The following is a 23,930-nucleotide window of genomic DNA, read 5'->3' as shown; positions in this document are numbered from 1 at the left end:
ATCGTGAGAAGGCACCAGCCGGTGCCGATCCGGGCAGGGACGGTGATCTCGACGCTGTTCGTCGTCCTGATCACCGTCCTGGCCGGTCTCGTGGCCCTCGCGCCCCAGGCGAGAGCGGCCACGCTGACCCAGATCGGCGACTTCGGGGCCAACCCCGGCAACATCCAGATGCACCTCTACGTGCCCGACACCGTGGCCGCGCGTCCCGGGATCCTGGTGGCGATGCACCGCTGCAACGGCCGGGCGACCGACTTCCACCGGCAGACCGAGTTCGCGTCCCTGGCCGACCGGCACGGCTTCATCGTCATCTATCCGCAGGCCAACAAGAGCGCCAACGGCCTGTCGAACTGCTTCGACGTGTGGTCGAACGAGGCGCTCAGGCACGGCGGCGGCAGCGACCCCGGCTCGATCGTGTCCATGGTGAACTACGTCGTCCAACGCCACAACGGCGACCCGGCCAAGGTGTTCGCCACCGGGTTCTCCTCCGGCGCGATGGAGACCGTCAACCTGCTGGCGACCTATCCCGACGTGTTCAAGGCCGGTGCCCCCTTCGCCGGCGTGCCGTACGGATGCCTCGGCCCGCCCGGGTGCGGTGACCGGACGGCGCGGCAGTGGGGCGACCTGGTCCGCAACGCCTACCCCGGCTACACCGGGCCGCGGCCGCGGTTGACGGCCTGGCACGGCACCGCCGACGACGTGCTGAACTTCAGCATGTTGCAGAAGGAGATCGACCAGTGGACCGACGTGCACGGGGTGAGCCAGACGCCCGCCTCGATCACCAGCCCGCAGCCGGGCTGGACGCGCAGGGTCTACGGGGCCGGCCAGGTCGAGGCGTACACCGTCACCGGGGCGGGGCACAACCTGCCGCACCCCGGCATGGCCGAGCACGCGATCCGCTTCTTCGGCCTGGAGACGTCCGCGCCGAATCCCGGCGGCCAGATCAGGGGCGTCGCGTCCGGGCGCTGCGTGGACGTGCCGAGCGCGAGCACGACCGACGGCACGCAGGTGCAGCTGTGGGACTGCCATTCCAACCCCAACCAGCAGTGGACCTCCACCGCGGCGCAGGAGCTGCGCGTCTACGGCAACAAGTGCCTCGACGCCGCCGGCACCGGCAACGGCGCCAGGGTGCAGATCTACTCCTGCTGGGGCGGCAACAACCAGAAGTGGCGCGTGAACGCCGACGGGACGATCGTCGGCGTGCAGTCGGGCCTGTGCCTGGACGCCGCCGGCACCGGTAACGGCGCCCGGCTCCAGCTCTACTCGTGCTGGGGCGGCTCCAACCAGCGCTGGACCCGCGTCTGAAACGGCTCCGCGCTGCCGTCCGTGAAGGGCGGCAGCGCGGATCGTCTTCTCAGGGGCGAACCCACCGCTGGTTGGCGGCCCCGCTGCAGGACCAGATCTGCAGGCCGGCCCCGTTGGCCGTCCCGGCGGCGTCCAGGCACTTGTTCGCGCCGAGGGCGGTGATGCTGCCGTCGGTGTTGAAGCGCCACTTCTGGTTGTTCTGGCCGTTGCAGTCCCAGATGATCACGCTGGTGCCGTCGGCGGTGCCGTTGTTGTTCACGTCGAGGCACTTGGCGCCGTAGACGCGCAGCTCACCGGCGGACGTGGAGGTCCACATCTGGTTGCTCTGGCCGTGGCAGTCCCAGAGCGCGACGCGGGTGCCGTTCGTCTGGGAGGCTCCGGTGACGTCGGCGCACCTGCCCGATCCCACGCCGCGGATCGTCGACGCGGGGTTGGGCGTGCCGCCGCTGACCCGGAACACGACGGTGCCATGGGACGGCACGCTCGCCGAGATGGCCCCGGTGGTCGAGGTGACCGCGTTCGTCCAGGCCTCACGCAGGCTGAAGGAGCCGCCCGACAGGCCGATCGCCGAGGCCGTGGTGCTGATCGTCGTCGTGCTGCCGCCCTGGTTGAACAGCGCGACCGCGACGTCGCCGTTGCTCAGCCGCTTGGCCAGGATGCGCCGGGTGCCGTCGTTGCCGATCTGGGTCGCCTGCAGGCCGAGCGGGTCCTGGTTGATGGCGACCAGGTTCTGGTTCTTCATGATGGCGGCGGTCGCGGAGTCCATGGCCCGCATGTCGTTGCCGGCGATCAGCGGTGCGGCCATGATCGCCCAGAGCGCGAAGTGGCTGCGCATCTCGGTGTCCGTCATGCCGCCCCTGCCCACCACCATCATGTCGGGGTCGTTGAACTGTCCCGGCCGGGCGTAGCCGGACAGGGGCGCGTTGACGTTGACGATGTTCTGGATGCCCATCGGGTAGCCGTTGGTCTGGCCGGAGTTCCAGACGTTGGTGATGTCCTCGGTCGTGCGCCAGATGTTGGCGACGTCGCCCCAGTTCCGCTGCGGGCCGGTCTTCTCGTGGATGCTGTTGGGATTGATGCTGTAGAGGATCGGCCGGCCGGTGGCCGCCAGGGCGTCGCGCATCTTCGCGAAGGTGCGGACCTGGTCGTCGATGGTGCCGGTGGGGGAGCACCAGTCGTACTTGAGATAGTCGACGCCCCAGGCGGCGAACTGCCTGGCGTCCTGGACCTCGTGGTTCAGGCTGCCGGTGGCGCCCGGATAGGCGCCGAAGTACTGGGCGCAGGTGCGGTCCAGGGGCGCCTGGTAGAGACCGAACTTCAGCCCCCTGGCGTGCAGGTAGTCGCCGAGCGCCTTCATGCCGCTCGGGAACCTCGACGGGTTGGCCCGCAGGTTGCCGGCGGAGTCGCGGTTGGGGTCGAACCAGCAGTCGTCGACGACGACGTACTGGTATCCGAGGTCGCGCATGCCGGAGCTGACGATCGCGTCAGCGGTCTGGTGGATCAGCGTCTCGTTGATGTTGCAGCCGAAGGTGTTCCAGGTGTTCCAGCCCATCGGAGGGGTGCGGCCCACGCCGTTGTCCAGTGCCTGGGCCTGGGCGGCGGGGATGAGCGCCATCGCCAGGGCCAACGCGGCCGGTAGCGCTCGGCTTGGTTTCCTGCGCATGGAGATCGCTCCGATTCTCATTGGAAGGAGGCGTCGTCGATGTAGAGGCCGTCGGTGCCCGCGGCCGTCTCGACGTAGAAGGAGGCGCTGGTCAGCGTCCCGGTCCAGGAGACGGTCGCAGTGCCGGTGAGCTGGGTCCAGCCGGTGCTGCTGATCGTCTGCGCGGGGGTGAGCTGGAGGTAGCTCGTGGTGCCGTTCGCGGTGAGGGTCAGGGTCGCCTTGGCGCTGGGGGTCCCGCTCTGGGAGCGCACCCAGACGCCGGTGGTGTAGGTCCTGCCGTTGGTGAGCCGGGTCGTGACGTTCTGGTGCGGACCCTGCCAGGCGGAGGTGCGGCCGGAGGTGAGCAACGACCGGCTGCCCGCGTGGGCCACGTCGGTCGCGGAGGACAGGGTGCCGCCGGAGCTGGTCCAGCCGGTCGTGCCGTCCTCCATCGTGCCGTTGGTCAGCAGGTTCCCGCCGCCGCCGCCCGACGGGGTGAACTGCCACCAGTTGAGGTTGAGCAGGTAGCCGCTGCCGCCCGCGAAACGCAGGTACAGGTCACGGGTGCCGCTCAGGCCGGACACCGGGCAGGTGACCGTGGCCCAGATCTGCCAGCCGCCGGTGCCGTTGACGGTGCAGGTGCCCACGAGAGTGCCGGTGGGGCTGCCTAGACGCAGCTCGATCCGGCCCCCGGAGGTGCCCGAGGCGACGCGGGCGGTGAAGGAGGAGGCGCCGTTGCCGAACGCGACGCCCCTGACCTTGATGTGGTCGCCGTTCTCGATGAAGCCGACGTTCATGCCGCCTTCGCCGGACGGCTCGGTCTCCACTCCCGATGACCAGGCGTTGGTCTCGGCCTCCTGCCGGGCGAACGGGTCGAGGGTGGCGACCTGGGGTGGTCCCGCGGTGGTCATGTTGATCGTGGGGATGGTGCCGTCGGCGTTGTAGGCGAACTTCTCCACCGCCACCGACCTGGTGTAACCGCCGCCGCCCGGCAGGGCGCCGTTGTGGTAGAAGAAGTACGACCCTCCGGCGAAGTCGATGATCCCGGCGTGGTTGGTGAAGCTGCCGCCCTGCCGGGGCATGACGGTCCCGCGGTAGGTCCACGGCCCGGTGGGGCTCGGGGCCGTCGAGTAGCCGATGAATTCCGAGCAGCACTCCGCGGCGAACACGTTGTAGTACTGGCCGTTGCGCTTAAAGACCCAGGGCCCTTCCTCGTACAGCGTGGGGCGGCTGGGGTTGCCGGTGCGCGTGCCGTACCCCGCCGTGGTCAGCGGGATGTAGGTGACCGCGCCGGAGTAGGAGATCATGTCGCTGTTCAGCCGCACGTAGGCGAGGCGGGGATTGCCCCAGTACAGATAGGCCTGGCCGCTGTCGTCGATGAGGACGTTCGGGTCGATCTCGTTGTTCTCCACCAGCGGGCGGCCCAGCGCGTCGCGGAAGGGCCCGGTCGGGCTGTCGCCGACCCCGACGCCGATCGCCATGCCGCCGGTCGACCGGTTGCGCACCGGGACGTACCAGTAGAACCTGCCGTTGCGGTACGCGACGTGACCCGCCCAGGCGTTGGCGTCGGCCCAGGCGAAGGTGGCCAGGCTCATGGGCGAGCCGTGATCGGTCCAGTTGGCCATGTCGGTCGTGGAGTAGACGCGCCAGTCGCGCATCGTGAAGTAGGTGGAGCCGTCCTCGTCATGGCCGGTGTAGAGGTAGAGGCGGCCGTTGTGCACGAGCGGCGCGGGGTCGGCGGTGTAGATCGTCTGGACGATCGGGTTGTCCGCTCTGGCCGCTGTCGCGGGTAACAGGATCATGAGGCAGAGCACGCTCATGATCCGGGCGAGTGCAGATCTCATGATGATCCTTTCGGGACGGGCGGGCCGAGGCGCAGCACGGGCGGGCCCGGTCGTGCCGAGCCCGCCCGTGTCATGCCGTCAGCGCTGGAGTGTCAGCACGCCCGGCCGGTACGGCAGCAGGCCGTAGTCGCCGCCGGAGTTGGGGCTGCGGCCCTGGTAGAGCAGCTGCAGGTTGCAGGGGTCCACGGTGAAGGTCTGGTCGGCACTGGCGCGGATCAGCTCGCCGTGGCTGATGTCGTTGGTCCACGTGGCGCCGCTGTTGACCTTGCCGGCGAAGGGGTTGCCCTCGGTCGCTGCCTGAGGGGTCCACGAACCGTTCAGGCTGGTGGCCGTGAACGAGCGGAAGTAGCGGCCCTGGGCGCCGATCGCCTCGACGATCATGAGGTGCTTGTTCTGGTTCTGGAGCTTGTAGACCTGGACGGCTTCGAACAGGTTGTTCGTCGTGTCACTCATGATCACGGTCGAGGAGGTGCCGAAGCTGCCGGGGAAGTTCCCGATCGGCATGCTCGCCCGGTAGATCTTGCCGTTGTCGCCCGCGAAGAACAGGTACATGTTCTGGCTGTCGCCGATGAGCGTCTGGTCGATGGGGCCGGTGCCCGAGCCGCTGATACTGCCCGAGAAGAGCACCTGCTGCGCCGACCAGCCGTTCGGGTTGGTCGGATCGCTCGACGTGCGGTAGGAGAAGGCGGTCCCGCCCCACTGGTAGGCGAGCACCCAGATGTTCCTCGGGGCGAAGTAGAACAACGTGGGCGCGACGGTCGAGTTCGTCATCGTGTTCTGGCTGGCCGAGGCCATCTCCGACCAGTTGGTGAACAGGCCGAAGTTCATCGAGCCCCACCGGGTGCCGGTGTCGTGCGTGGTGGCGTAGACGAGGTGCCTGCCGTTGTAGGGGGCGACGGTGAAGTCCTTGAGCGAGACCCATCCCGACTTCGGCTGCGCCAGCGGGCCCGTCGAGCTCCAGCGGTAGGTCGACGGGAGCTCGCAGGTGCCGGGGTTGCCGCCGCCGCCGACCTGGACGAGCTGCCACTGCTGGTTGTTGCCGCCCCAGTCGTCGTACTGCACGATGTTGGCGTTGTCGGCGGTGGAGGCGCCCTGCACTTCCAGGGCCTTGTTGCTGTGGCGGGAGATGAGCCTGACGTGGCCGCCGGAGCTGTCGGCCAGGCGCCACTGCTGGTTGGCGCCGTTGTGGTCGGCCCACTGGACGATCGCGGCGCCGTTGGCGGTGGAGAGGTTGTAGACGTCGAGGACCTTGCCGGAATGGCGTGACTTGAGGCGGTAGTAGCCCCCGCCGGAGTCGACGAACTGCCATTGCTGCTGGTTGCCGTTGTTGCGTGTCCACTGGGTGATCCGGCCGCCGTCGGCCGTGGAGAGGTTGTAGACGTCCAGGGCCTTGCCGCTGTTGCGGTTGATCAGGACGTACCAGGCGTTGGTGTCGACGGTCGCCGCCTCAGCACGCGGGGCGATGAGGAAAGCGGCGATGAGCAGCGATGACGCCAGTACGGCAAGCGTTCGCCGGAGGCGGCTGGGGAATGTTAGCGTTAACAATCAAACGTCCAATCCTTCGGCCGATACGTTGTCGCGGAGTACATCTGACGCTCTTGCCGCCGTCAACGAGGCGTCGTGCTCGCCGACGCGGGCCTGGCTTCCGTCACGCTCCCCGGCCTGGCTGTTCGCTCCGGGGAAGATCGTGCCTCGTGGCCCGTGAATGTGAAAATTTCACAGAAGTTACCTGTTGGCAACCGTAGATTTCGGGCCGAATCTCGCTAACTTCCCGAATGGTCACAGAAGGTAGACTCCCGCTGTGACGTCCGAAGCGTTGACCCTCGCTCAACTGGCCGCGCTGGCGGGGGTCTCCGTGGCCACCGTCTCCAAGGTGGTCAACGGCAGGTCGGAGGTGGGATCCGAGACGAGGGCACTGGTCGAGGGCCTCATCCAGGAACACGGATTCCGCCGGCAACGGCGACGCATCAAACCGGCGGGCCTCATCGAGGTCGTCTTCCACGAACTGGCCGGCGACTACCCGATAGAGATCGTCAAGGGAGTCCAGTCGGTCGCCGGACGTCATGGGCTGAGCGTGGTGATCTCCGAGCTGGGCGGCCGGCACGTGCCGGGGCACCAGTGGATCGAGGGCGTGCTGAGCCGCCGCCCCGCCGGGGTCATCACGGTGTTCTCCGGCCCGACCGAGGAACAGCGGGTCCGGCTCGACAGCCGCGAGATCCCCCTGGTCGTGCTCGACCCCGCCGGGGACCCGGGCCGGGGGGTGCCTTCGGTCGGGGCCACGAACTGGAGCGGAGGGCTGGACGCCACACGCCACCTGCTCGAACTGGGCCACCGCCGGATCGCCATGATCACCGGAGCCGAGTTCGCGGTCGCCAGCCGGGCGCGACTCGACGGGTACCGGGCCGCCCTCGACGCGGCCGGGGTGCCGATCGACCAGGACCTGATCCGCCACGGGACGTTCCAGATCACCGACGGCATCGTCCACACCCGCCGGCTGATGGAGTTGCGGGATCCGCCCACCGCGATCTTCGCGGCCAACGACGGTCAGGCCATCGGCGTCTACCACGCCGCCCACGAGCTGGGACTGCGCATCCCCAAGGACCTCAGCGTGGTCGGATTCGACGACATGCCCGCCTGGCGGTGGGCCATCCCGCCGCTCACCACCGTGCGCCAGCCCCTGGTGCAGATGGGCGCGACGGCGGCCTCCATGCTCGTCGCCCTGGCCGAGGACGAGCCGCTCATGCAGAGACGGGTCGAGCTCGGCACCGAGCTGGTGATCCGGGACAGCACGGCGCCCTTCCGGGCGCGGAACAACAGGCAGGCGGATCCCGAGTGAGATCTCCCGACGGCCGCCGGGTGCGAACCTTCCTCCCCGGCGACGAGAAAGCCCTGGTCGAGGCATGGAACCGGAGCATGCCCGCCGACCCCGTCACCCCCCGGTGGTGGCGCGACAAGGTGCTGCTCGACCCCAACTTCGACCCCGGCGGCCTGATCGTGGCCGAAGACGCGGGCCGGGTGGCGGGCTGCGCCTACGCGATCAGGCGGCTGACACCCCTGGCGCCGGGGCTGGACCTGGAGCCGGAGACCGGATGGATCCCGTTCCTCTTCGTGACGCCCGAGGCCCGGGGGAGCGGGCTCGGCGGACGGCTGCTCGATGCGGCGCTGGAGTTCCTCGGCGATCGGCGGCGGGTCGACTTCGCCTGCTACACGCCCCACTACCTGCTGCCGGGCGTCGACCCGGAGCTCTATCCGGCGGCGGGCGCGCTGCTGCGGGGGCGGGGGTTCGAGAAGGTGACGACGGCGGTGGCGATGGACCGCGGCCTGGCTGCCTACGCGCCGCCCGCGACGGACCTGCCGTCCGGGTACGAGGTCCGCGAGCCGGTGGACGGGGAGTTGCCCGAGCTGGTGCGGTTCGCGGCGGGGTTCAATCCGGACTGGGGCGAGGCGATCAGGAAATTTCGGGATAACGGGCGGCTGCTCATCGCGAGAAGCGACCGCATCGTCGGGTTCACCGCCTATGGCGCCTACGAGGGACCCGCCGAGCGGTTCGGGCCGTTCGGCGTCGACCCGGAGGAGCGTGGCGCCGGGCTCGGCAAGGTCCTCCTGCACCGGACCCTGGCCAGGATGCGCGCCGAAGGCCTGCACACCGCCTGGTTCCTGTGGACGGGGCAGGACACGCCCGCCTACCACCTCTACCTCAAAGCGGGCTTTCACGTCACCCGCACGTTCGACGTCATGCGCCTGCGCCACCACTCCAGCCGGTGAGTGGAGCTCAGCAACTGCAGGTGCAGCCGGTGCAGCACCTTGCTGTTGTGCGTGTTGACCACCAGTTCCTCGGCGTCGGCCAGCCAGGCGATCATGCGGCCGTGGCAGGTCGAGCAGGGGCAGGTCAGCGCGCGCAGCTTCTTGAGCCGCTCGACCGGCCAGAACTCCATCACCGACGGCACGAACGCGCTGCGCGCCCCGCCGCGCCGCCAGCCGCCGCGCACCTCGTGCGGCTCCGGATACAAATGGCGCAGCACCTCGCGCACCCCGATCGCCGACCACGGCGCACCGCACGCCAGCGCGCCCAAGGCGGCTACCCCGGCCGAGAGCAGGGGCAGCGGCAACGGCTCGAACGCGGGGCCGTCCTCGACGACGAGCGCCACCGGCCCGCCGTACGCGGCGATCGAGGCCAGCAGCACCGCGCGGTCCTCCCGCACCCAGCGGGCGTGCACGGGCAGCACCGCGATCACGTCGTCCCACTGGCCGGCCTGCTCCAGCGTGGAACGTATGGCGTCGCCGTCGCCCGCGCCGATGTATCCCGAATCGGTGAGGATCTCCGTCGCTCCCGCCTCGACCTGGTCGGCGATCCAGTGCGGCGAGAGCCGTACGGTGCCGCGCAGGCGGGCCGAGCCCGCATAGCGGCGGCGGTCGGCCAGCACGGGACCGTCGTAGCCGTGACGGCGCACCATGCGCACCGCGTCGTGCGAGGCCTGGCCGGTGAAGACCAGCCCGGCGTGCGGGTGCCCGGCCAGGACGGCGGCGTCGTAGACGTCGCGGGCGCTGACCTGGATCAGCAGGCGCTCGTGGAGGTCCATGGCAGTCCCCAAGCCGGGGTGATATCCCGGAAATTACCCGGAACGTCAGGAGTTGAAAGCCCCCGATCAGCGTCCGTAGAAGGCCGAGAGCGCCTTGGCGTGCTGCCGCATCAGGTCGCGCAGCTCGGCGGGCTCCAGCACCTCCACGTCCATGCCCAGCCGCAGGAACTCGCTGCACGCGTGCTCCGCGCCCTCGATCGGCAGCGCCGCGGTCACCCAGCCGTCGGCGTCGGGCGCCGAGGCGCTCTCCCGCGCCGCCGCGACCACACCCGGCGTCATCATGTCGCCCAGCCGCTCCAGCCCGCGCGGCGACAGCCGTACCGTGGCCTGCCCCTGGCGCAGCCGCTCCTCGAACTCCCTGAGGTAGCCGAGCCAGTAGTCGGCCAGCACGAAGCCGGCGGGCCGCTCGAAGCCCTCGTCGAGCGCGTGCAGCTCCTGGATCTGCCAGACCCGGTAGGTGCGCACCTGCTCGCCGCTGCGGGCGACCACGTACCAGCGGCCCGCCTTGACGACCAGCCCGTACGGCTCCAGCCGCCGGTTGACCAGGTGGGGCGGCGCCCAGCGGCGATAGCGCACCTCGATCGCGCGCTGGTTCCACACCGCCTCCGCCACGGCCGGCAGGAACGGCAGCTCGTCGCGCTCGCGATACCAGCCGGGCGCGTCGAGATGGAACCGTTCCTGGATGCGCTCGGCCCGGTCGCGCAGCTCCAGCGGCAGCGCCGCCTTGAGCTTGAGCTGGGCGGCGGCGACCACGCTGCCCAGGCCCAGCTCGGCGGCGGGTCCCGGCAGCCCGGCGAGGAACATCGACTCCGCCTCGTCGGCCGTCAGCCCGGTCAGCCGGGTGCGGTAGCCCTCCAGGAGCTGGTAGCCGCCCGACGGCCCGGCATCGCCGTACAGCGGGACCCCGGCGGCGTGCAGCGACTCGACGTCGCGGTAGATGGTGCGGACCGAGACCTCGAGCCGCTCGGCCAGTTCCCTGGCGGTCATGCGGCCGCGGGTCTGCAGCAGGAGCAGGATCGACAGCAGTCGGGAAGCGCGCATATCACTGACAATAGATGGCAGTGACCCGCGCATACGGTCCTGCCATGAGTGACTTCGACTTCCTCGCCGGCACGTGGGACGTGCACAACCGCTATCTCCTCAAGCGCCTGGCCGGCTGCGACGACTGGGAGGAGTTCCCCGGGCGCTCGGTGGCCAGCAGGCACTTCGACGGCAACGCCAGCTTCGACGAGGTGCACTTCCCGACCCGCGGATACAACGGCCTGACCGTGCGCTTCCGCGACCCGGAGACCGGGCTGTGGTCGATCTACTGGGCCTCGAGCCTCAACGGCTCGCTCGACCCGATCCCGGTCGTCGGCCGCTGGGAGGGCGACGTCGGGACGTTCTACTCCGACGAGGTCTGGGAGGGCACGCCGATCCGCTGCCGCTTCGTCTGGACGCGGGTCGACGACACGCACGCCCGCTGGGAGCAGGCCTTCTCGACCGACGGCGAGCAGACCTGGGAGACCAACTGGGTGATGGAGTTCACCCGGGTCTAGCCTCCGGTGGACCAGAGCACGATGGCGATGGCCGCCGCGGCCACCACCGCCAGCAGCACGCTGGCCACGACCACCCACCACCAGGCCGAGCGCGGGGGCTTGGCCTCGACGTGGGCCACGTCGGGGAACAGGTCGGGGGTGTACGGCAGGCGAACCGTCTGGGGCGGCTCGGGAGGTTGCGCGGGCTGCCCGGGCGTGGGCCTGCGGTACCTGATCGTCTGATCGTGCTCTTCGCTCATGACTTTTACCAATATATCGCGCCAACCGGCTCAGTGGCCGGGATAGCCGGGCGGTGGAGGCTGCTGCTGGTAGTAGGGCTGCTGGGGCGGAAAGGGCTGCTGGGGAGCGGCGGCTGGGCGCCGCATGACGACCCCGGCCACCAGCAGCCCCAGCCCGGTCACCCAGAACAGTAGGTGGAGAACCGAGAAGATCATCGCTGCCGTCATGATGCTGCCCAGGTCGCGGGCGAACTCCGGGAGGAGGAACGCCTGCACGACGCTGACGATCACGTCGAGCAGGAACACCAGGCAGCCGAACATGCCCACGAGGGCGGCCCGGCCATGGTTGCGGCGAGCCATGGCCGTCAGGACCACTCCCACGATGAGGATGATGACCTGTAGCACCCACAGGATCGCGTTGATGCCAAATGTCGCGAAACTCATGGGCCGAAACCCTACGGCATTTATACGAGACCGCGGAGATATGCGAGTGATGGCATGAAGAAATACTCTCCGCCCATCATTGTCACGGTCTGCGGAACTTGACGCATGGCAGGGGTACGGTCGGGCCTGTTCCACGCCTTCGGGAGCACGACCTTGATCTCGCGGTCTCCCTGGCCGATCACCGGGTCGTGACCGGTGCCCTCCACCTGGAAGTTCGGCTCGTTGGCCCAGCTGCGCTGGGTGAACTCGAACTGGCCGAACCGGCCGTCGGCGGTGTCGGCGACGCGGGAGTTGAAGGCCATGAACAGCAGGCCCACCCCGGCGCTGGGACGGGTGTGCGGTTCCGCGTCGTCCCACGGCACGTCGGTCCGCTCGCCGTACGTCTGGCCACGCCTGGCCATGATGACCTCGCGGCCGAACGAGCGGGGGTTGGTCTTGCGGACGTGCCCGCTGAACGGGCACCGGTCCCCGTTGTCGTCGCCGTCGTAGGTGAAGTCGTTGGCGACCGGGCCGCCGCCGGCCTTCTCCTTGCTGGTTATCGGGGTGCCGTCGCGGAAGCGCCCGACCAGCAGCGCCCCCGCCCTGGCCCGCTCCCTGCCCTGCAGGCCCAGGTCGTCGGCGAGGTCCTCCTCGATCTGGCGGAAGGCCCTGACGTTCTGCTCCAGCTTGCGGAAGACGAAATAGCTGCCGAAGTGGCGGCTCGGGTCGGGCGCGAACGGGTCGGCCACCAGCACGTTGCCGAGCGGGAAGAAGGGGTCCCAGTTCTTGCGCGGCTCGCGCTCCACCTCGTCGGCCAGGAACAACGGCTGGCTGCGGCCGTCGACGTAGCCGAAGTGCTCGATGCCGTCGCCCGCGGGGTTGCGCATGCCGGTGCCGCTCTCCTCGCCCAGCACCCGGGCCGACTCGGGCAGGTCGCGCACGAACTCCAGGCGCAGCCGCTCCACCGGCTCGGGATCGGCGTCGCCGATCAGGATGATCGCGTGGATCTCCCGCTGGTAGGCGGCTTCCCACTGCTCCACCGGCGGGTCGCCGACCTCGGCGATGCGGCGCTTCATGCCGTCCTTGAAGGCGGCGTCGCCGAACCTTCGGATGTCGGCGACCGAGTGGCCCAGGTCGCGGTAGCCCGCGCGGCTGATCCCGATGCCCACGTACGGCGTGCCGATGCGCCCGGTCCTGCCGAACTCCCTGACCTCCTCCAGGTGCTTGCGGGCGGACTTCACATGGGTGAGGGCGATCTCGCGCAGATACCGTTTGCCCTCCGCGGCGTCGTTGAAGCGCAGGATCAGGATCGCCAGGTGCTCGCGGACATGGGCGCGCAGGATGTTGGGCTGCAGGTTGTCGAGCATCGCCTTGGTGTCGGCATCCAGGCTCGCCGAGTCCCAGGCCAGTGGCCTGAGGTTGGACAGGTTGACAGGCATACGCCTCGTCCTTTCCCCGTAAATTTCGCGATTTTTCGGGCCCCCACCCGTTTTGTCTTTCGCGGCAGCGATGTTACGCCGCTATATGTGACAAAAGCGCGTGTTTTCAGGGTGAGACTTCGGCGCGCGTCCAAAAGTTGTCAGTGCACGGGGGTAGTTTCTTCACCGTCATGAATGCCGCACTCATCGGCAGGGACCACCCGTCGGCCCTGCTTCACGCCGAGATCTCCCGGTCGATGTCCAGCCACGGCGGGCTCGTGCTGGTCGCCGGCGAAGCGGGCATCGGCAAGACCACCCTGGTCACCCACGCCGTGGGCCTGGCCAGGGCCCAGGGCGCGCTGGTGCTCAGCGGCTCCTGCTGGGATTCCGACTCCGCGCCCGGCTACTGGCCGTGGGTGCAGGTCATGCGCGCCCTGCGGCGCAGCCCCGAGTGGTCGCAGGCCGAGCAGGCGACCGGCAGCAGGCTGGCGGGCCTGCTGGGCGACCAGTCGTCCGACGCCTTCCAGCTCTACGACTCGGTGACCACCGCGCTGGTCTCGGCCTCGCAGACCAGGCCCGTCATCGTCGTCCTCGACGACCTGCACTGGGCCGACCCCGCCTCCGTCCGGCTGCTCGAGTTCGCCGCCCAGCACACCTGGTTCGAGCGGCTCCTGCTCGTCGGCACCTACCGCGACGCCGAGGTCGAGCCCGGTGTCCACCCCCTCCAGCCCCTGCTCGCCAAGGCCTCGGTCATCCCGCTCACGGGCCTCGACGCCGAGTCGGTGGGCGAGCTGATGGCCCGCGTCGCCGGGCGCGCGCCGTCGGAGCCGCTCGTCGCCGAGGTGCACGCCCGCACCGGCGGCAATCCCTTCTTCGTCGAGCAGATCGCCCGGCTCTGGCAGGGCAGCGGTTCCGTCTCGGCCAGCGCCCCCGGCATCCGCGACGCCGTCCACCGGCGCATCGACCTGCTACCCGCCCCCGTCTCCGCCCTGCTGGGCCGCGCTTGCGTGCTCGGGCGGCAGTTCCACCGCCAGGTACTCGCCGCCCTCGCCGAGGAGCCGGTGGCCCACGTCGACCGGCTGCTCGACCAGGCCGTCGCGGCGCGGCTCGTCGTCGTGCTGGGCGACGGGCTCTTCTCCTTCGTCCACGACCTGGTGCGCGAGACGCTCTACGCCGGCCTGGCGGCGAGCGCCCAGCAGCTCCACGCGGCGGTCGTCGCCGCCGTCGAGCGGCAGCCCGAGCTCCGCGACCACCTGCGAAGCTCCGACCTGGCCGGCCACGCCCACCTCGCCGGCGACCACGTCGACCCGGAGCGCGCCGTCGAGCTCCTGCTCGAAGCCGCCGGCCACGCCGACCTGCGGCTCGCCGTCGAGGAGTCCATCACCCACCACCGGCGGGCGCTCGAAGCGGCCACCGCGCTCCCCCCGGCCCGCCAGGCCCAGATCGCCCTCGACCTGGCCAACCAGCTCTGGCACACCCGCGACCACGACGGCGCCACGGTGCTCTACACGCGCGCCCTGGCCATCGCCCGCGACATCGACGACCCCATCCCGCTGGCCAGGGTCGCACTGGGCGCTCGCCGCGGCCCCTACAGCGGCGAGAGCGGGCAGGAGCTGCTGCGCGAGGCCTACGTCAGGCTCGTGGGCAGCGAGCCCGCCTCGACCGAGGGCCTGGCCCAAGACCTGGCCATCCAGCTGGCGCTCAGCGCCCGCGAGAGCGACGACGTCGAAGCCCTCGTCGCCGGGTTGTGGAGCCTGCACGACAGCATCTGGGCGCCCGGCACCGCCCAGGAACGCGTCGAGCTGACCGACGAGCTGCTGCGGCTGTTCCGCCGCACCGGCAACGTCGAGGGCGAGCACTTCGCCGCCGCCCTGCGCTGGGTCGCCCACCTGGAGCTGGGCGAATCCGTCTTCCTCGAGCGCTTCGGCGACTACCTCGCCGCCGGTTCCCGCAGCAGCCATCCCCTCGTGACCTTCAGCACCCGGCTCGACCAGGCCATCGTCGACTGCCTCATGGGCCGCTTCGACGCGTGCGCGGCCCTCGTCGAGGAGCTGCACGGGTCGGAGGAGGCCATGCTCGACGAACGCTGCGGGCACATGATCGGACACCTCGAATGGGCGGCGCTCCTGCTCCAGGGCCGTCCCGGCGAGGTCGGCGACCTGCATCGGCGCATGCGCGACTCCACGCATCCGTGCCCCGTGCTGATCGAGGCGCTCACGGCGCTGCGCCTGGGCGACGTCGACGCCGCCCTGCGGCTGCTCGCCGAGGCCACCACGCGCGGCGAGCGGCGGGTGCGATCGGCCGAGCCGCTGTGGATCAGGTTCCAGGCCGAGCTCGCCGCCACCACCGGCGATCCCGAGCTGTGCGCCGCCGCCCGCGCGTGGATCGCGCCGCACCGGGGGCGATGGGCGGTCTCGCTCTACGGGTGGGACGTCAGCGGGCCGTTCGACTACTGGGCGGCGCTCGTCGAGGCGGCCGAGTCGCGGTGGGAGGAGGCGGTCGCGGCGTTCACCGCGGCCCGCGAGAGCGCCGTCCGGCTCGGCGCGCGCCCGTGGGCGGTGCTTGCGGGAGCAGGGCTGGGGGAGGCGCTGCTCGCCTCGGGCGGGGCGGGGGCGCTCGACGTGCTGGGCTCGGTGGAGCGTGAGGCCTCGGCGCTGGGAATGGAGCAGGTGGCGCAGCGGGCACGGTCGCTGGCGCAGGAATCGGCCACGGGCCGGGAGGGCACGGCGGCCTCGGGCTCGGCCTCGGGCGGTGCGGCCTCGGGCTCGGCCTCGGCCCCGGCCTCGGGCTCGGCGGTGCCCGAGACGGCGGCTTTCGGTACGGCGGTGCCCAGGGAGCCGGTGGTCGCCCTTGGATCCACACGCGTCGAGGGGGAGTTCACCCGCCAGGGCACCGTCTGGCGGCTGGCGTACGGCGGGCGGGTGGCGCACCTGCCCGACGCCAAGGGCCTGCGCGACCTCCACCTCCTGCTCGCCGCCCCCGGCCGCGACCTGCCGGCCGTCACCCTCCTGGCCCCCGAGGGCGGCGACCTGGTCGTGGCGGCCAGGAGCCTCGGCGGCGACGACCTGCTCGACGACGAGGCCAGGACCCGCTACCGCCGCCACCTGGAGAGCCTCGACGACGAGATCGACCGCGCCGTGGAGCGCGGCGACGACGACCGCGCCGCCGCCCTCGACCGCGAGCGGCAGGCGCTGCTCGACCAGCTGCGTTCGGCGGCGGGCCTCGACGGCAGGAGCCGGCGCCTGGGCGACGAGGCGGAGCGGGCACGGAAGACCGTCACCGCCCGCATCCGCGACGTGCTCAGAAAGCTCGACTCCGCCCATCCCGAGCTGGCCGCGCACCTGCGCGAGGCCGTCTCGACCGGCTCCACCTGCCGTTACCAGCCGGCGGAGCCGGTGCGCTGGGTCCTGTGAGCCGCTACTTGCGGTTGTAGAGCCGCATCGTCAGGGTGCCGAACACCACTATGAGCGCCACCCCCGCCACCAGCACCCACATCAGCTCCGAGGTCGCCGGCGTGCCCGCCATGAGGGCGCGCACCGCGGAGACGACGTGGCTGACCGGGTTGATCTCGACGAAGGCCCGCAGCAGGCTCGGCATGGTCTCGGGCTTGACGTAGACGTTGCTGAGGAAGGTCAGCGGGAAGATCACCATCATGCTCACCCCCATGACCGACTTCTCGCTGCGGAGCATGAGCCCGAACATGGTCCAGATCCACGAGAAGGCGAAGGAGAAGGCGACCAGCACGGCGATGGCGGCGGCGACGCCGACGAATCCGCCGGCGGGGCGGTAGCCGAGCACCAGGCCGACGAGCAGGATGACGATCGAGGCCAGCGTGTAGCGCACGGCGTCGCCGAGCAGGTAGCCCACCATCGGGGCGGGACGCCAGATGGGCAGGGTGCGGAACCTGTCGAAGATGCCGCGTTCGATGTCCTTGTTCACCTCGATGCCGGTGTACATCGTGATCATGACGACGCTGGAGACCATGATGCCCGGCAGGAAGAACTGCAGATAATCGCCGGGGGAGCCGGCCAGGGCGCCGCCGAACAGGTACGTGAACATCAGCGTCATCATGATCGGGAAGGCGGTGACGTCGAAGAGCTGCTCGGGCACGTGCTTGATCTTGAGCATGGCGCGCCAGCCGAAGGTCGCCGACGCCGACAGGGCTCCGGGCCGCGGCGGGCGGGACTCGCGTGACAGGACGGCGCCCAGGGTCTCGGCGACGGGGCTGTAGGTCTCTGGGGCGGACGTGGTGGTGGTCATGGTGTTCTCCAAGAGGTCCGGATCAGGTGAGGGCGAGGAAGACTTCGTCGAGACTGGGCTGGCCGAGGGAGAAGTCGTCGACGACGATCCCCGCGGCCGCCAGCTCGGACAGGGCGCGGGCGGCCTGCTCGGCGGCGACGGCCTCCTGGCCGGCGGTGAGGCGGGCGGTGAGCGCGACGGGGTCGGCCTCCAGCACGACCGTGGTCGCCAGGGCGGAGGCGAGCACCTTCTCGGCCTGCTCGCGTTGGCGGGCCTCGCGCAGCCGTACGTGGACGGAACCGGAGCCGATCGAGCTCTTCAGCTCGCCGGGCGTGCCCTCGGCGATGAGCTTGCCGTGGTCGATGACGGCGATGCGGCTCGCGAGGTGGTCGGCCTCGTCCAGATACTGCGTGGTCAGCAGGACGGTGGTGCCGTGGGCGACGACGATGCGCACGATGTCCCAGACCTGGGAGCGGGCACGCGGGTCGAGGCCGGTGGTGGGCTCGTCGAGGAAGAGCAGGTCGGGGGTGTTGAGGATCGACGCCGCGATGTCGACGCGGCGGCGCATGCCGCCCGAGTAGTTCTTGACCTGCCGTCCCGCCGCCTCGGTCAGGCCGAAGGCGTCGAGCAGCTGTTCCGCGCGGGCGCGGGCGGCGGCCTTGTTGTGGCCGAGCAGGCGGCCGAGCAGGATGAGGTTCTCCGCGCCCGTCATGTCCTCGTCGACCGAGGCGTACTGCCCGGTCAGGCTCACCCTGCCGCGCACCGCGTCGGCCTCGCGGACCACGTCGTGGCCGAACACGCGGGCCTGGCCGCCGTCGGGCCGCAGCAGGGTGGCGAGCATGCGGACGGCGGTGGTCTTGCCCGCGCCGTTCGGGCCCAGCACGCCGTAGACGGTGCCGGCCGGGACGGCCAGGTCCAGGTCGTCCACGGCTCGGTTGTCGCCGAAGGTCTTCACCAGGCCGGATGTCTCAATGGCCAAGGTCGTCATGGTGTTCCTCTCAGTTCTCGGGCGTCGCGCAGCGCGAGGCCCCACCAGGTGAGGTGGTCGAGCAGGGTGTCGAGGGCGACCAGGTCGGCGTCGCCGGGGCCGCCCCGCAGCAGGTCGATGCCGACGGCGTCGCGCATGGTCACCGTGTGCAGCCCGGCGAAGACGCCCCTGAGCTGCTCGACGGCGTACAGGCCGGTCGACGCGCAGCCGTACGACACGAAACCGACCGGTTTGGCGTGCCACTCGTCGTAGGCGAAGTCGATCGCCTGCTTGAGCGCGGCCGGGAAGCTCCTGTTGTATTCGGGCGTGACGACGACGAACGCCTCCGCCACGGCGAGGCGGCCGGTGAGGGCCGTCATCGCGGGCGTCGGCGAGCGGGGATGCCGTTCGGGGAAGCTGTAGGCGGCCAGGTCGACCAGGTCGACGTCGAGCGTGGAGCGTCCGGTGGCGTGCGTGGCGCACCAGGTGGCCACGCCTTCCCCGGCGCGGCCCTCCCGGGTGCTGCCGATGATCACGGCCGTTCGCAGGCTCTTCACGTCTGGAAGGCGCGAGACGGGCGCTAGATCGGCTCTAGCGGGCTTCCAGCGTGCGGAGATGGGCGAGGGCCGCGTCGAGCGCGTCTTCGGCGAAGACGCGGATGCCGTGCGACTCCAGCAGGGCGGTCGTCACGCCGTGGCCGGGCACCTTGGTTCCGGTGAAGTCACCGGAGTGGACGACGAGCGAGCCGCACGACGGGCTGCCCTCCTTCAGGATCGCCATGCGGATGCCCTGCGACCTGGCCAGCTCCAGCGCCTGCCGCGCTCCTGACAGGAAGGCGGCGGTCACGTCGCCGCCCCCGGCGGTCATGACGCGCGCCTCACCGGCCAGGACGGCGGAGCCGTCGCCTCCGACGATCTCGGCGGCGGGGCGGGGGATCGCCAGCCCGCCCTCCACCTCGGGGCAGAACGGCACCAGCCGCCCTTCCTCGCGCCAGGTCGCCAGCAAGGAGGACGTGCTGGTCTTGGCGGCGCCGTCAAAGCGGACACGCCGCCCCATCAGGCACGCACTCACCAGGATCCGCTCCATGGTCCAAGGCTACGGGCAGGACTCGGAGCGCTGGGCGAGGGCGCCGGGCGGTAGCCTTCTGGCATGCTCCAACCCCTCGCGACCGGTGTGATCGTGGCCGCCCTGCTGCTGGCCCTGGCGAGCCTGATCGTGGCCATCCGCAACCGGGCGATGGGCATGGTCCTGCTGGTCGGCTTCGCCGTACTGGAAGTGGCTCTGCTGGTGCAGGCGGGCGTCACGATCGCCGCCGCCGTCGGCGGCGAGGGCCCGGCGGAGAAGGCGACGCTCTACGGCTATCTGGCCGGCACGGCGCTCATCCCGCCCGCCGGCGTCTTCCTGGCGCTCGCCGAGCGCACCCGGTGGGGTTCGGCCATCCTCGTCGTCGCGGGCTTCGCGGTCGCGGTGATGACCGGCAGGCTCCTGCAGATCTGGGCGGGTCACGCGTGATCGATCAGAACGACGACACCAAGGGCGGGCGCGTCATCGGGACGGGCGCCGGACGCGCGCTCGTCGCCGTCTACGGGCTGTTCGCGCTGGCCGCGGGCGCGCGGGCGACGGTGCAGATCCTCACGAGGTTCGACGAGGCGCCGCTGGCGTACTCCCTGTCGGCCTTCGCCGCCGCCGTCTACGTGCTGCTGACCGTCGCGCTGGCGATGGGCAGGCGCGGGCTGGCGCTGTGGGCGCTGGGCATCGAGCTGGCCGGGGTGCTGGTGATCGGTACGGCCAGCGTCATCGATGCCGCGGCCTTCCCCGACGAAACCGTTTGGTCGGTTTATGGAAAGGGATACCTGTTCATCCCCTTGATCCTTCCGTTGGTGGGTCTGTACTGGTTGCTACGTCGGCGTTAAGCCCGCGCCCCCGAGGGCAGGGGGCGGTCATGAGCACCATCGAACACTCCGTAGATGTAAACGTCCCAGTGCGGACGGCCTACAACCAGTGGACGCAGTTCGAGAGCTTCCCCGAGTTCATGGAGGGCGTGGAGTCGGTCAAGCAGCTCACCGACACGCGCACCCAATGGGTTGCGGAGATCGCGGGCGTCCGCCGCGAGTTCGAGGCCGAGATCACCGAGCAGCACCCCGACGAGCGCGTCGCCTGGCGCACGACGGACCGGCCCCACCAGGCCGGCGTCGTCACCTTCCACCGGCTCGACGACAACTCCACGCGCGTCACGCTCCAGATGGAGTACGACCCCGAGGGGTTCGTCGAGACCGCGGGCGACTGGCTGCAGCTCGTGCGGATGCGTGTCCGCAACGACATGGAGCGCTTCCAGCGCTTCATCGAGTCCCGTGGCAGCGAGACGGGAGCCTGGCGCGGCGACGTGCCGGGCAAGCAGCACCAGCCGGGGTCCACCTACGGCACGGGCGACGAACCGATGCCTCCTGGCACCATCGGTGGCGACAACCTGCCGCCTTCGCCCGATCTGCCTCCTCCGGGCCCGGGTCCGGTGGGGCGGGATGACTTCCCCCCGCCCACCCGTCCGATCTGACGGGACGCCGAAGCCCCCTTCCGGTCTCCGGGAGGGGGCTTCGTCATGTGAGCCAGGAATAAACCCCCATTACGGTCCTGTTACTCTATTCATCGAATCATGGGATGAATGGAGGTCTTTTCGGCATGAGCGTCGCCACCGAAACCAGGGTGAGAAGCGGTTCCGGATCGCTGGCCTGGCTGCTCGTGCTGGGGATCATCCTGGCAGCCCTGAACCTGCGCACCGCCGTCACCAGCGTCGGCCCGCTGCTCGACCAGCTGGCCGCCGGCCTCGGCATGTCGAGCGTCGGGACCGGGCTGCTGACCACCCTGCCCGTCCTGGCCTTCGCCTTCGTCGGCGCGGCCACCCCGTCGCTCGCGCGCCGATTCGGCGAGCACCGCCTGCTGCTGTCGGCCCTCGTGCTGCTCGGCGCCGGCCTGCTCGTGCGCGCCATGGTGGGCAACGCCCCGGTCTTCCTGCTCAGCAGCGCCGTGGCCCTCTCCGGCGGCGCGATCGGCAACGTGCTCATCCCCACGCTGATCAAGCGCCACTTCCCCGGCCGCGCTGGTGTCATGACCACCGTCTACACCACCGCGCTGGCCGTCGGCACCATGCTCGCCGCCGCCGCGACCGTGCCCATCGAGCGGGCCGCGGGAGGCGACTGGCACATCGCCCTGGGCGTGTGGGCCGTGCTGGCCGTGATCGCCGCCATCCCGTGGTTCGCCCTGGTCCGCCGCCCCCGCGCCGAGGTCGCCGCGCCCAGCGCCGTCGGCGGCGGGCTGCGCGCCCTGCTCGGCAGCAAGCTCGCCTGGTCGGTCGCCGTCTACTTCGGCACCCAGTCGATGATCGCCTACATCATGTTCGGCTGGCTGCCCACCATCCTCACCGACGCCGGATACACCACCTCCCAGGCCGGCCTGGTGCTCGGCGTCTTCACCGCCCTCAGCATCCCGATCTCGCTGGTGATCCCCGCGCTGGCCACCCGCTTCAACGACCAGCGGCCCGTCATCGTCGGCCTGGTCGCCTTCTACGTGATCGGCTTCGCCGGGCTCTGGATCGCGCCGTCGTGGATCTGGACGATCTTCATCGGCGTCGGCATGGGATCCTTCCCGCTGGCGCTGACCATGCTCGCGCTGCGCACCCGCACCGCCGAGCACACCGCCGCCCTGTCGGCCTTCGGCCAGAGCGCCGGCTACCTCATCGCCGGCTTCGGCCCGCTCGTCGTCGGCCTCATCTACAAGGCCACCGGCGGCTGGTCGGTGCCCTATCTGATGATCTTCGCCGTCCTCGCGATCCAGCTGGTGACCGGCCTCTACGCGGGTCGTAACCGGTTCCTCGAGGACGAGCCTGCGAAGATTTCCGTATGAAGTCCACATCTGTCACCTTCCCCGACGGGGCGTTGACCGGCCGCTCACAGGTCGTCGGAACCGTCCCGGTAGGGCAGGCCTACGGGGTCGTGGTCGCCGAGACGCCCTTCCACCCGCTCGACCACACCTGGGCCGACCAGCCCGCCGACCGCGGCACCCTCGACGGGCGCACGCTTTCCGACTGCCTCACGGGGGCGCAGTCGGACGGCGGCATCCTCCTCGGATCCGACATCCCGGTACGGCGGGGCAGCGACGGATGGGAGTGGCTCGTCGTCCACGTCATCGACGCACCCATCGAGGAAGGCCGCGAGGTCGAACTCGAGGTCGACGGCGACTACCGCGCCGCCCTGTCCGCCGGGCACACCGGCTGCCACCTCGCCGCGCTCGCGCTCAACATGGCGCTGGCCTCGCAGTGGCGCAAGGAGACCGCCCACGACGCGCTCGGCCACCCCGACTTCGACCAGCAGGCCATCACCTCGTCGTCGATCGTCGAACACGGCGCCGTCGACGTCTACCGGCTGGGCAAGTCACTGCGCAAGAAGGGCTTCACCGCCGAAGGACTCGACCTGGCCGCCGCCGAGCAGGAGGTCAACGCCGTCCTCGCCCGCTGGGTCGCCGCCGACGCGCCGGTCTGGGTCGACGTGCCAGGCCCCGAACTGACCGCCCGCCGTACCTGGCACTGCGCCCTGCCCGACGGCGAGGCCTGGATCCCGTGCGGCGGCACCCACGTCACCCGCACCTCCGCCCTCGGCCCGCTGGCCGTCACCCTCGAACTGGGCGACGACTACCTGAGGATGACCTCCGGCATGAGTTCGGGCAGCCGCCTCAGCTGAGCGCGGCCAGCTTCTCGGGATTGGCGATCAGGTAGACCGTCTCCACCCGGCCGTCGACCACGACGAGCGAGATCACCGTGATCACCCGCCCGCCCGCACGGCCCACGATCGCCGGCGCGCCGTTGATCTCCGCGACGCCGTACGACAGGTCGCGGTAGTCCTCCACGCCGATCGAGGCCATGAACTTGTCGATGCCCTCGGGCGTGGTCGTGCTGGTGAGGAAACGCCCCACACTCGCCGCGCCGACCAGCACCCGCAGCGGCGAACGCGCCTTGCCGCCACCGTCGCTGACCAGCGTGATGTCGGCCGACAGCAGGCTGAGCAGGCCGCTCAGATCGCCCTGCACCGAGGCCGTCAGGAAGCTCTGCGTGATCTCACGCCGCCGCTCCCGGTCGACGTCGAAGCGCGCCCTGCCCTCCTGCACGTGCTCGCGCGCCCGCTTGCCCAACTGCCGCGTGGCCGCCTCGCTGCGGCCGATGACCTCCGCGATCTCCGCGAACGGCAACTCGAACGCCTCCTTGAGCACGAACACCGCGCGCTCGAGCGGCGACAACTTCTCCAGCACCACCAGCAGCGCGAGCTCCACCGAATCCTTCAGCTCGGCATGCTCGGCCGCATCGGGCTCGGTGCTGATCGGCTCCGGCAACCACGGGCCGACATACGCCTCGCGGCGCGACTTGGCCCAGCGCAGCTTGTCGATCGCCAGGCGGGAGACGACGCGGATCAGGTAGGCCTTCGGATCCTCGACCTCGTCATGATCGACCTCGGCCCAGCGCAACCACGCCTCCTGCGTGACGTCCTCGGCATCGGCGACGCTCCCGAGGATGCGGTAGGCCACGGCCATGAGGATGCTGCGATGTGCTGAGAAGATCTCGGTCGTAGAGGGCGCCACATCCGCTAGACTATCGGCGAAGGCAAGGGGCTATAGCGCAGCTGGTAGCGCACCTCCATGGCATGGAGGGGGTCAGGAGTTCGAATCTCCTTAGCTCCACACAGGTTGACCATGGGAAACGCCCGGACCGAGCTCAC

23 protein-coding genes and 1 tRNA gene are annotated in these 23,930 nt (G+C 70.5%); 11 read left to right on the top strand and 13 right to left on the bottom strand.

Annotation, left to right across the window (positions count from 1 at the left end; all coding sequences use genetic code 11):
• Positions 1-3 precede the first annotated feature (3 nt).
• The gene (locus tag ACIBH1_RS34055) at positions 4-1,302 is read left to right on the top strand and encodes a PHB depolymerase family esterase (RefSeq protein ID WP_397318098.1); all 1,299 of its coding nucleotides are present in this window, start codon (positions 4-6) and stop codon (positions 1,300-1,302) included.
• Between the two features lie 49 nt (positions 1,303-1,351).
• On the opposite strand, the gene ACIBH1_RS34050 is transcribed toward ACIBH1_RS34055, so the two are convergent.
• From ACIBH1_RS34050 to ACIBH1_RS34040, 3 genes are all read right to left on the bottom strand, one after another.
• Positions 1,352-2,965 (bottom strand): glycoside hydrolase family 27 protein, encoded by a 1,614-nt coding sequence (locus ACIBH1_RS34050; RefSeq protein WP_397318097.1) that lies wholly within the window; start codon positions 2,963-2,965, stop codon positions 1,352-1,354.
• 17 nt (positions 2,966-2,982) lie between these two features.
• Entirely contained in the window at positions 2,983-4,788 is a 1,806-nt protein-coding gene (locus ACIBH1_RS34045) for a family 43 glycosylhydrolase (protein WP_397318096.1), read from the bottom strand.
• Between the two features lie 78 nt (positions 4,789-4,866).
• A complete protein-coding gene (locus ACIBH1_RS34040; protein WP_397318134.1) occupies positions 4,867-6,285 on the bottom strand; it encodes a non-reducing end alpha-L-arabinofuranosidase family hydrolase in 1,419 nt (472 codons plus the stop codon).
• A 304-nt stretch (positions 6,286-6,589) separates the two neighbouring features.
• On the opposite strand from ACIBH1_RS34040, the gene ACIBH1_RS34035 reads away from it, so the two are divergent.
• Both ACIBH1_RS34035 and ACIBH1_RS34030 read left to right on the top strand, forming a co-directional pair.
• Positions 6,590-7,624 carry a LacI family DNA-binding transcriptional regulator gene (locus ACIBH1_RS34035; protein WP_397318095.1) on the top strand — a complete coding sequence of 345 codons (1,035 nt, stop codon included), beginning with the start codon at positions 6,590-6,592 and terminating at the stop codon, positions 7,622-7,624.
• Entirely contained in the window at positions 7,621-8,553 is a 933-nt protein-coding gene (locus tag ACIBH1_RS34030) for a GNAT family N-acetyltransferase (RefSeq protein WP_397318094.1), read from the top strand. Before ACIBH1_RS34035 ends, ACIBH1_RS34030 begins: the two co-directional genes overlap by 4 nt.
• Here the strand turns inward: ACIBH1_RS34030 and ACIBH1_RS34025 are convergent.
• Together ACIBH1_RS34025 and ACIBH1_RS34020 are read right to left on the bottom strand one after the other, a co-directional pair.
• Complete coding sequence (locus ACIBH1_RS34025; protein ID WP_397318093.1) at positions 8,499-9,368, bottom strand: hypothetical protein; 870 nt, start codon at positions 9,366-9,368, stop codon at positions 8,499-8,501. The genes ACIBH1_RS34030 and ACIBH1_RS34025 overlap by 55 nt on opposite strands.
• Before the next feature lie 66 nt (positions 9,369-9,434).
• Positions 9,435-10,409, bottom strand: a complete 975-nt coding sequence (locus tag ACIBH1_RS34020; protein ID WP_397318092.1) for a helix-turn-helix transcriptional regulator — start codon at positions 10,407-10,409, stop codon at positions 9,435-9,437.
• Positions 10,410-10,453: 44 nt separating this feature from the next.
• Here ACIBH1_RS34020 and ACIBH1_RS34015 point away from each other — a divergent pair, with 44 nt between their 5' ends.
• Positions 10,454-10,906, top strand: coding sequence for a hypothetical protein (locus tag ACIBH1_RS34015; protein ID WP_397318091.1), 453 nt, complete (start codon positions 10,454-10,456; stop codon positions 10,904-10,906).
• Here the strand turns inward: ACIBH1_RS34015 and ACIBH1_RS34010 are convergent.
• Genes ACIBH1_RS34010 through ACIBH1_RS34000 form a run of 3 tightly spaced genes read right to left on the bottom strand, consistent with a single transcriptional unit; the run spans position 10,903 to position 12,986 of the window.
• The gene (locus ACIBH1_RS34010) at positions 10,903-11,145 is read right to left on the bottom strand and encodes a hypothetical protein (RefSeq protein WP_181615588.1); all 243 of its coding nucleotides are present in this window, start codon (positions 11,143-11,145) and stop codon (positions 10,903-10,905) included. The genes ACIBH1_RS34015 and ACIBH1_RS34010 overlap by 4 nt on opposite strands.
• Positions 11,146-11,175: 30 nt before the next feature.
• Positions 11,176-11,568: a hypothetical protein gene (locus ACIBH1_RS34005; protein WP_397318090.1), complete on the bottom strand. Its 393-nt coding sequence runs from the start codon at positions 11,566-11,568 to the stop codon at positions 11,176-11,178.
• Between the two features lie 20 nt (positions 11,569-11,588).
• Positions 11,589-12,986 (bottom strand): Dyp-type peroxidase, encoded by a 1,398-nt coding sequence (locus ACIBH1_RS34000; protein WP_397318089.1) that lies wholly within the window; start codon positions 12,984-12,986, stop codon positions 11,589-11,591.
• Positions 12,987-13,156: 170 nt separating this feature from the next.
• Here ACIBH1_RS34000 and ACIBH1_RS33995 point away from each other — a divergent pair, with 170 nt between their 5' ends.
• The gene (locus ACIBH1_RS33995) at positions 13,157-16,378 is read left to right on the top strand and encodes an ATP-binding protein (RefSeq protein WP_397318088.1); all 3,222 of its coding nucleotides are present in this window, start codon (positions 13,157-13,159) and stop codon (positions 16,376-16,378) included.
• 4 nt (positions 16,379-16,382) lie between these two features.
• Here the strand turns inward: ACIBH1_RS33995 and ACIBH1_RS33990 are convergent, their stop codons facing one another.
• Genes ACIBH1_RS33990 through ACIBH1_RS33975 form a run of 4 tightly spaced genes read right to left on the bottom strand, consistent with a single transcriptional unit; the run spans position 16,383 to position 19,257 of the window.
• The gene (locus ACIBH1_RS33990) at positions 16,383-17,225 is read right to left on the bottom strand and encodes an ABC transporter permease (protein ID WP_397318087.1); all 843 of its coding nucleotides are present in this window, start codon (positions 17,223-17,225) and stop codon (positions 16,383-16,385) included.
• Between the two features lie 22 nt (positions 17,226-17,247).
• Positions 17,248-18,192 carry an ATP-binding cassette domain-containing protein gene (locus tag ACIBH1_RS33985; protein ID WP_397318086.1) on the bottom strand — a complete coding sequence of 315 codons (945 nt, stop codon included), beginning with the start codon at positions 18,190-18,192 and terminating at the stop codon, positions 17,248-17,250.
• Positions 18,189-18,728 (bottom strand): NADPH-dependent FMN reductase, encoded by a 540-nt coding sequence (locus ACIBH1_RS33980; protein WP_397318085.1) that lies wholly within the window; start codon positions 18,726-18,728, stop codon positions 18,189-18,191. The genes ACIBH1_RS33985 and ACIBH1_RS33980 overlap by 4 nt, the downstream gene beginning before the upstream one ends.
• Positions 18,729-18,762: 34 nt before the next feature.
• A complete protein-coding gene (locus ACIBH1_RS33975) occupies positions 18,763-19,257 on the bottom strand; it encodes a DUF523 domain-containing protein (RefSeq protein ID WP_397318084.1) in 495 nt (164 codons plus the stop codon).
• 63 nt (positions 19,258-19,320) lie between these two features.
• Here ACIBH1_RS33975 and ACIBH1_RS33970 point away from each other — a divergent pair, with 63 nt between their 5' ends.
• From ACIBH1_RS33970 to ACIBH1_RS33950, 5 genes are all read left to right on the top strand, one after another.
• Positions 19,321-19,683 (top strand): hypothetical protein, encoded by a 363-nt coding sequence (locus ACIBH1_RS33970; RefSeq protein WP_397318083.1) that lies wholly within the window; start codon positions 19,321-19,323, stop codon positions 19,681-19,683.
• On the top strand, positions 19,680-20,084 hold the full coding sequence (locus ACIBH1_RS33965) for a hypothetical protein (protein ID WP_397318081.1): 405 nt from the start codon (positions 19,680-19,682) through the stop codon (positions 20,082-20,084). The genes ACIBH1_RS33970 and ACIBH1_RS33965 overlap by 4 nt, the downstream gene beginning before the upstream one ends.
• A 29-nt stretch (positions 20,085-20,113) precedes the next feature.
• Positions 20,114-20,722 (top strand): SRPBCC family protein, encoded by a 609-nt coding sequence (locus ACIBH1_RS33960; RefSeq protein ID WP_397318080.1) that lies wholly within the window; start codon positions 20,114-20,116, stop codon positions 20,720-20,722.
• A 125-nt stretch (positions 20,723-20,847) separates the two neighbouring features.
• Positions 20,848-22,068 (top strand): CynX/NimT family MFS transporter, encoded by a 1,221-nt coding sequence (locus ACIBH1_RS33955; RefSeq protein WP_397318079.1) that lies wholly within the window; start codon positions 20,848-20,850, stop codon positions 22,066-22,068.
• Positions 22,065-22,901 carry a metal-dependent hydrolase gene (locus ACIBH1_RS33950; RefSeq protein WP_397318078.1) on the top strand — a complete coding sequence of 279 codons (837 nt, stop codon included), beginning with the start codon at positions 22,065-22,067 and terminating at the stop codon, positions 22,899-22,901. Before ACIBH1_RS33955 ends, ACIBH1_RS33950 begins: the two co-directional genes overlap by 4 nt.
• Here the strand turns inward: ACIBH1_RS33950 and sigJ are convergent.
• A complete protein-coding gene (gene sigJ, locus ACIBH1_RS33945) occupies positions 22,894-23,745 on the bottom strand; it encodes an RNA polymerase sigma factor SigJ (protein ID WP_397318133.1) in 852 nt (283 codons plus the stop codon). The two genes, ACIBH1_RS33950 and sigJ, sit on opposite strands and share 8 nt — an antisense overlap.
• A 74-nt stretch (positions 23,746-23,819) precedes the next feature.
• Between sigJ and ACIBH1_RS33940 the strand changes: the two genes are divergently transcribed.
• Positions 23,820-23,892: transfer RNA gene (locus ACIBH1_RS33940), tRNA-Ala, on the top strand.
• Positions 23,893-23,930 lie beyond the last annotated feature (38 nt).

It is taken from the genome of Nonomuraea sp. NPDC050663 (genome assembly GCF_044456985.1).
GTDB lineage: Bacteria > Actinomycetota > Actinomycetes > Streptosporangiales > Streptosporangiaceae > Nonomuraea.
Note: the sequence above shows the minus strand (reverse complement) of the source record. Positions and strands in the feature narration are given on the sequence as shown.

Bases quoted from the DNA above. Each gene is read 5' to 3' on its own strand.
- sigJ (WP_397318133.1), bottom strand. From the start codon at position 23,745: ATGGCCGTGGCCTACCGCATCCTCGGGAGCGTCGCCGATGCCGAGGAC.
- ACIBH1_RS33995 (WP_397318088.1), top strand. From the start codon at position 13,157: ATGAATGCCGCACTCATCGGCAGGGACCACCCGTCGGCCCTGCTTCAC.
- ACIBH1_RS34005 (WP_397318090.1), bottom strand. From the start codon at position 11,568: ATGAGTTTCGCGACATTTGGCATCAACGCGATCCTGTGGGTGCTACAG.
- ACIBH1_RS33985 (WP_397318086.1), bottom strand. From the start codon at position 18,192: ATGACGACCTTGGCCATTGAGACATCCGGCCTGGTGAAGACCTTCGGC.
- ACIBH1_RS34045 (WP_397318096.1), bottom strand. From the start codon at position 4,788: ATGAGATCTGCACTCGCCCGGATCATGAGCGTGCTCTGCCTCATGATC.
- ACIBH1_RS33975 (WP_397318084.1), bottom strand. From the start codon at position 19,257: ATGGAGCGGATCCTGGTGAGTGCGTGCCTGATGGGGCGGCGTGTCCGC.
- ACIBH1_RS33960 (WP_397318080.1), top strand. From the start codon at position 20,114: ATGAGCACCATCGAACACTCCGTAGATGTAAACGTCCCAGTGCGGACG.
- ACIBH1_RS33950 (WP_397318078.1), top strand. From the start codon at position 22,065: ATGAAGTCCACATCTGTCACCTTCCCCGACGGGGCGTTGACCGGCCGC.
- ACIBH1_RS34025 (WP_397318093.1), bottom strand. From the start codon at position 9,368: ATGGACCTCCACGAGCGCCTGCTGATCCAGGTCAGCGCCCGCGACGTC.
- ACIBH1_RS34015 (WP_397318091.1), top strand. From the start codon at position 10,454: ATGAGTGACTTCGACTTCCTCGCCGGCACGTGGGACGTGCACAACCGC.
- ACIBH1_RS33970 (WP_397318083.1), top strand. From the start codon at position 19,321: ATGCTCCAACCCCTCGCGACCGGTGTGATCGTGGCCGCCCTGCTGCTG.
- ACIBH1_RS34010 (WP_181615588.1), bottom strand. From the start codon at position 11,145: ATGAGCGAAGAGCACGATCAGACGATCAGGTACCGCAGGCCCACGCCC.
- ACIBH1_RS34000 (WP_397318089.1), bottom strand. From the start codon at position 12,986: ATGCCTGTCAACCTGTCCAACCTCAGGCCACTGGCCTGGGACTCGGCG.
- ACIBH1_RS34020 (WP_397318092.1), bottom strand. From the start codon at position 10,409: ATGCGCGCTTCCCGACTGCTGTCGATCCTGCTCCTGCTGCAGACCCGC.
- ACIBH1_RS33955 (WP_397318079.1), top strand. From the start codon at position 20,848: ATGAGCGTCGCCACCGAAACCAGGGTGAGAAGCGGTTCCGGATCGCTG.
- ACIBH1_RS34050 (WP_397318097.1), bottom strand. From the start codon at position 2,965: ATGCGCAGGAAACCAAGCCGAGCGCTACCGGCCGCGTTGGCCCTGGCG.
- ACIBH1_RS33990 (WP_397318087.1), bottom strand. From the start codon at position 17,225: ATGACCACCACCACGTCCGCCCCAGAGACCTACAGCCCCGTCGCCGAG.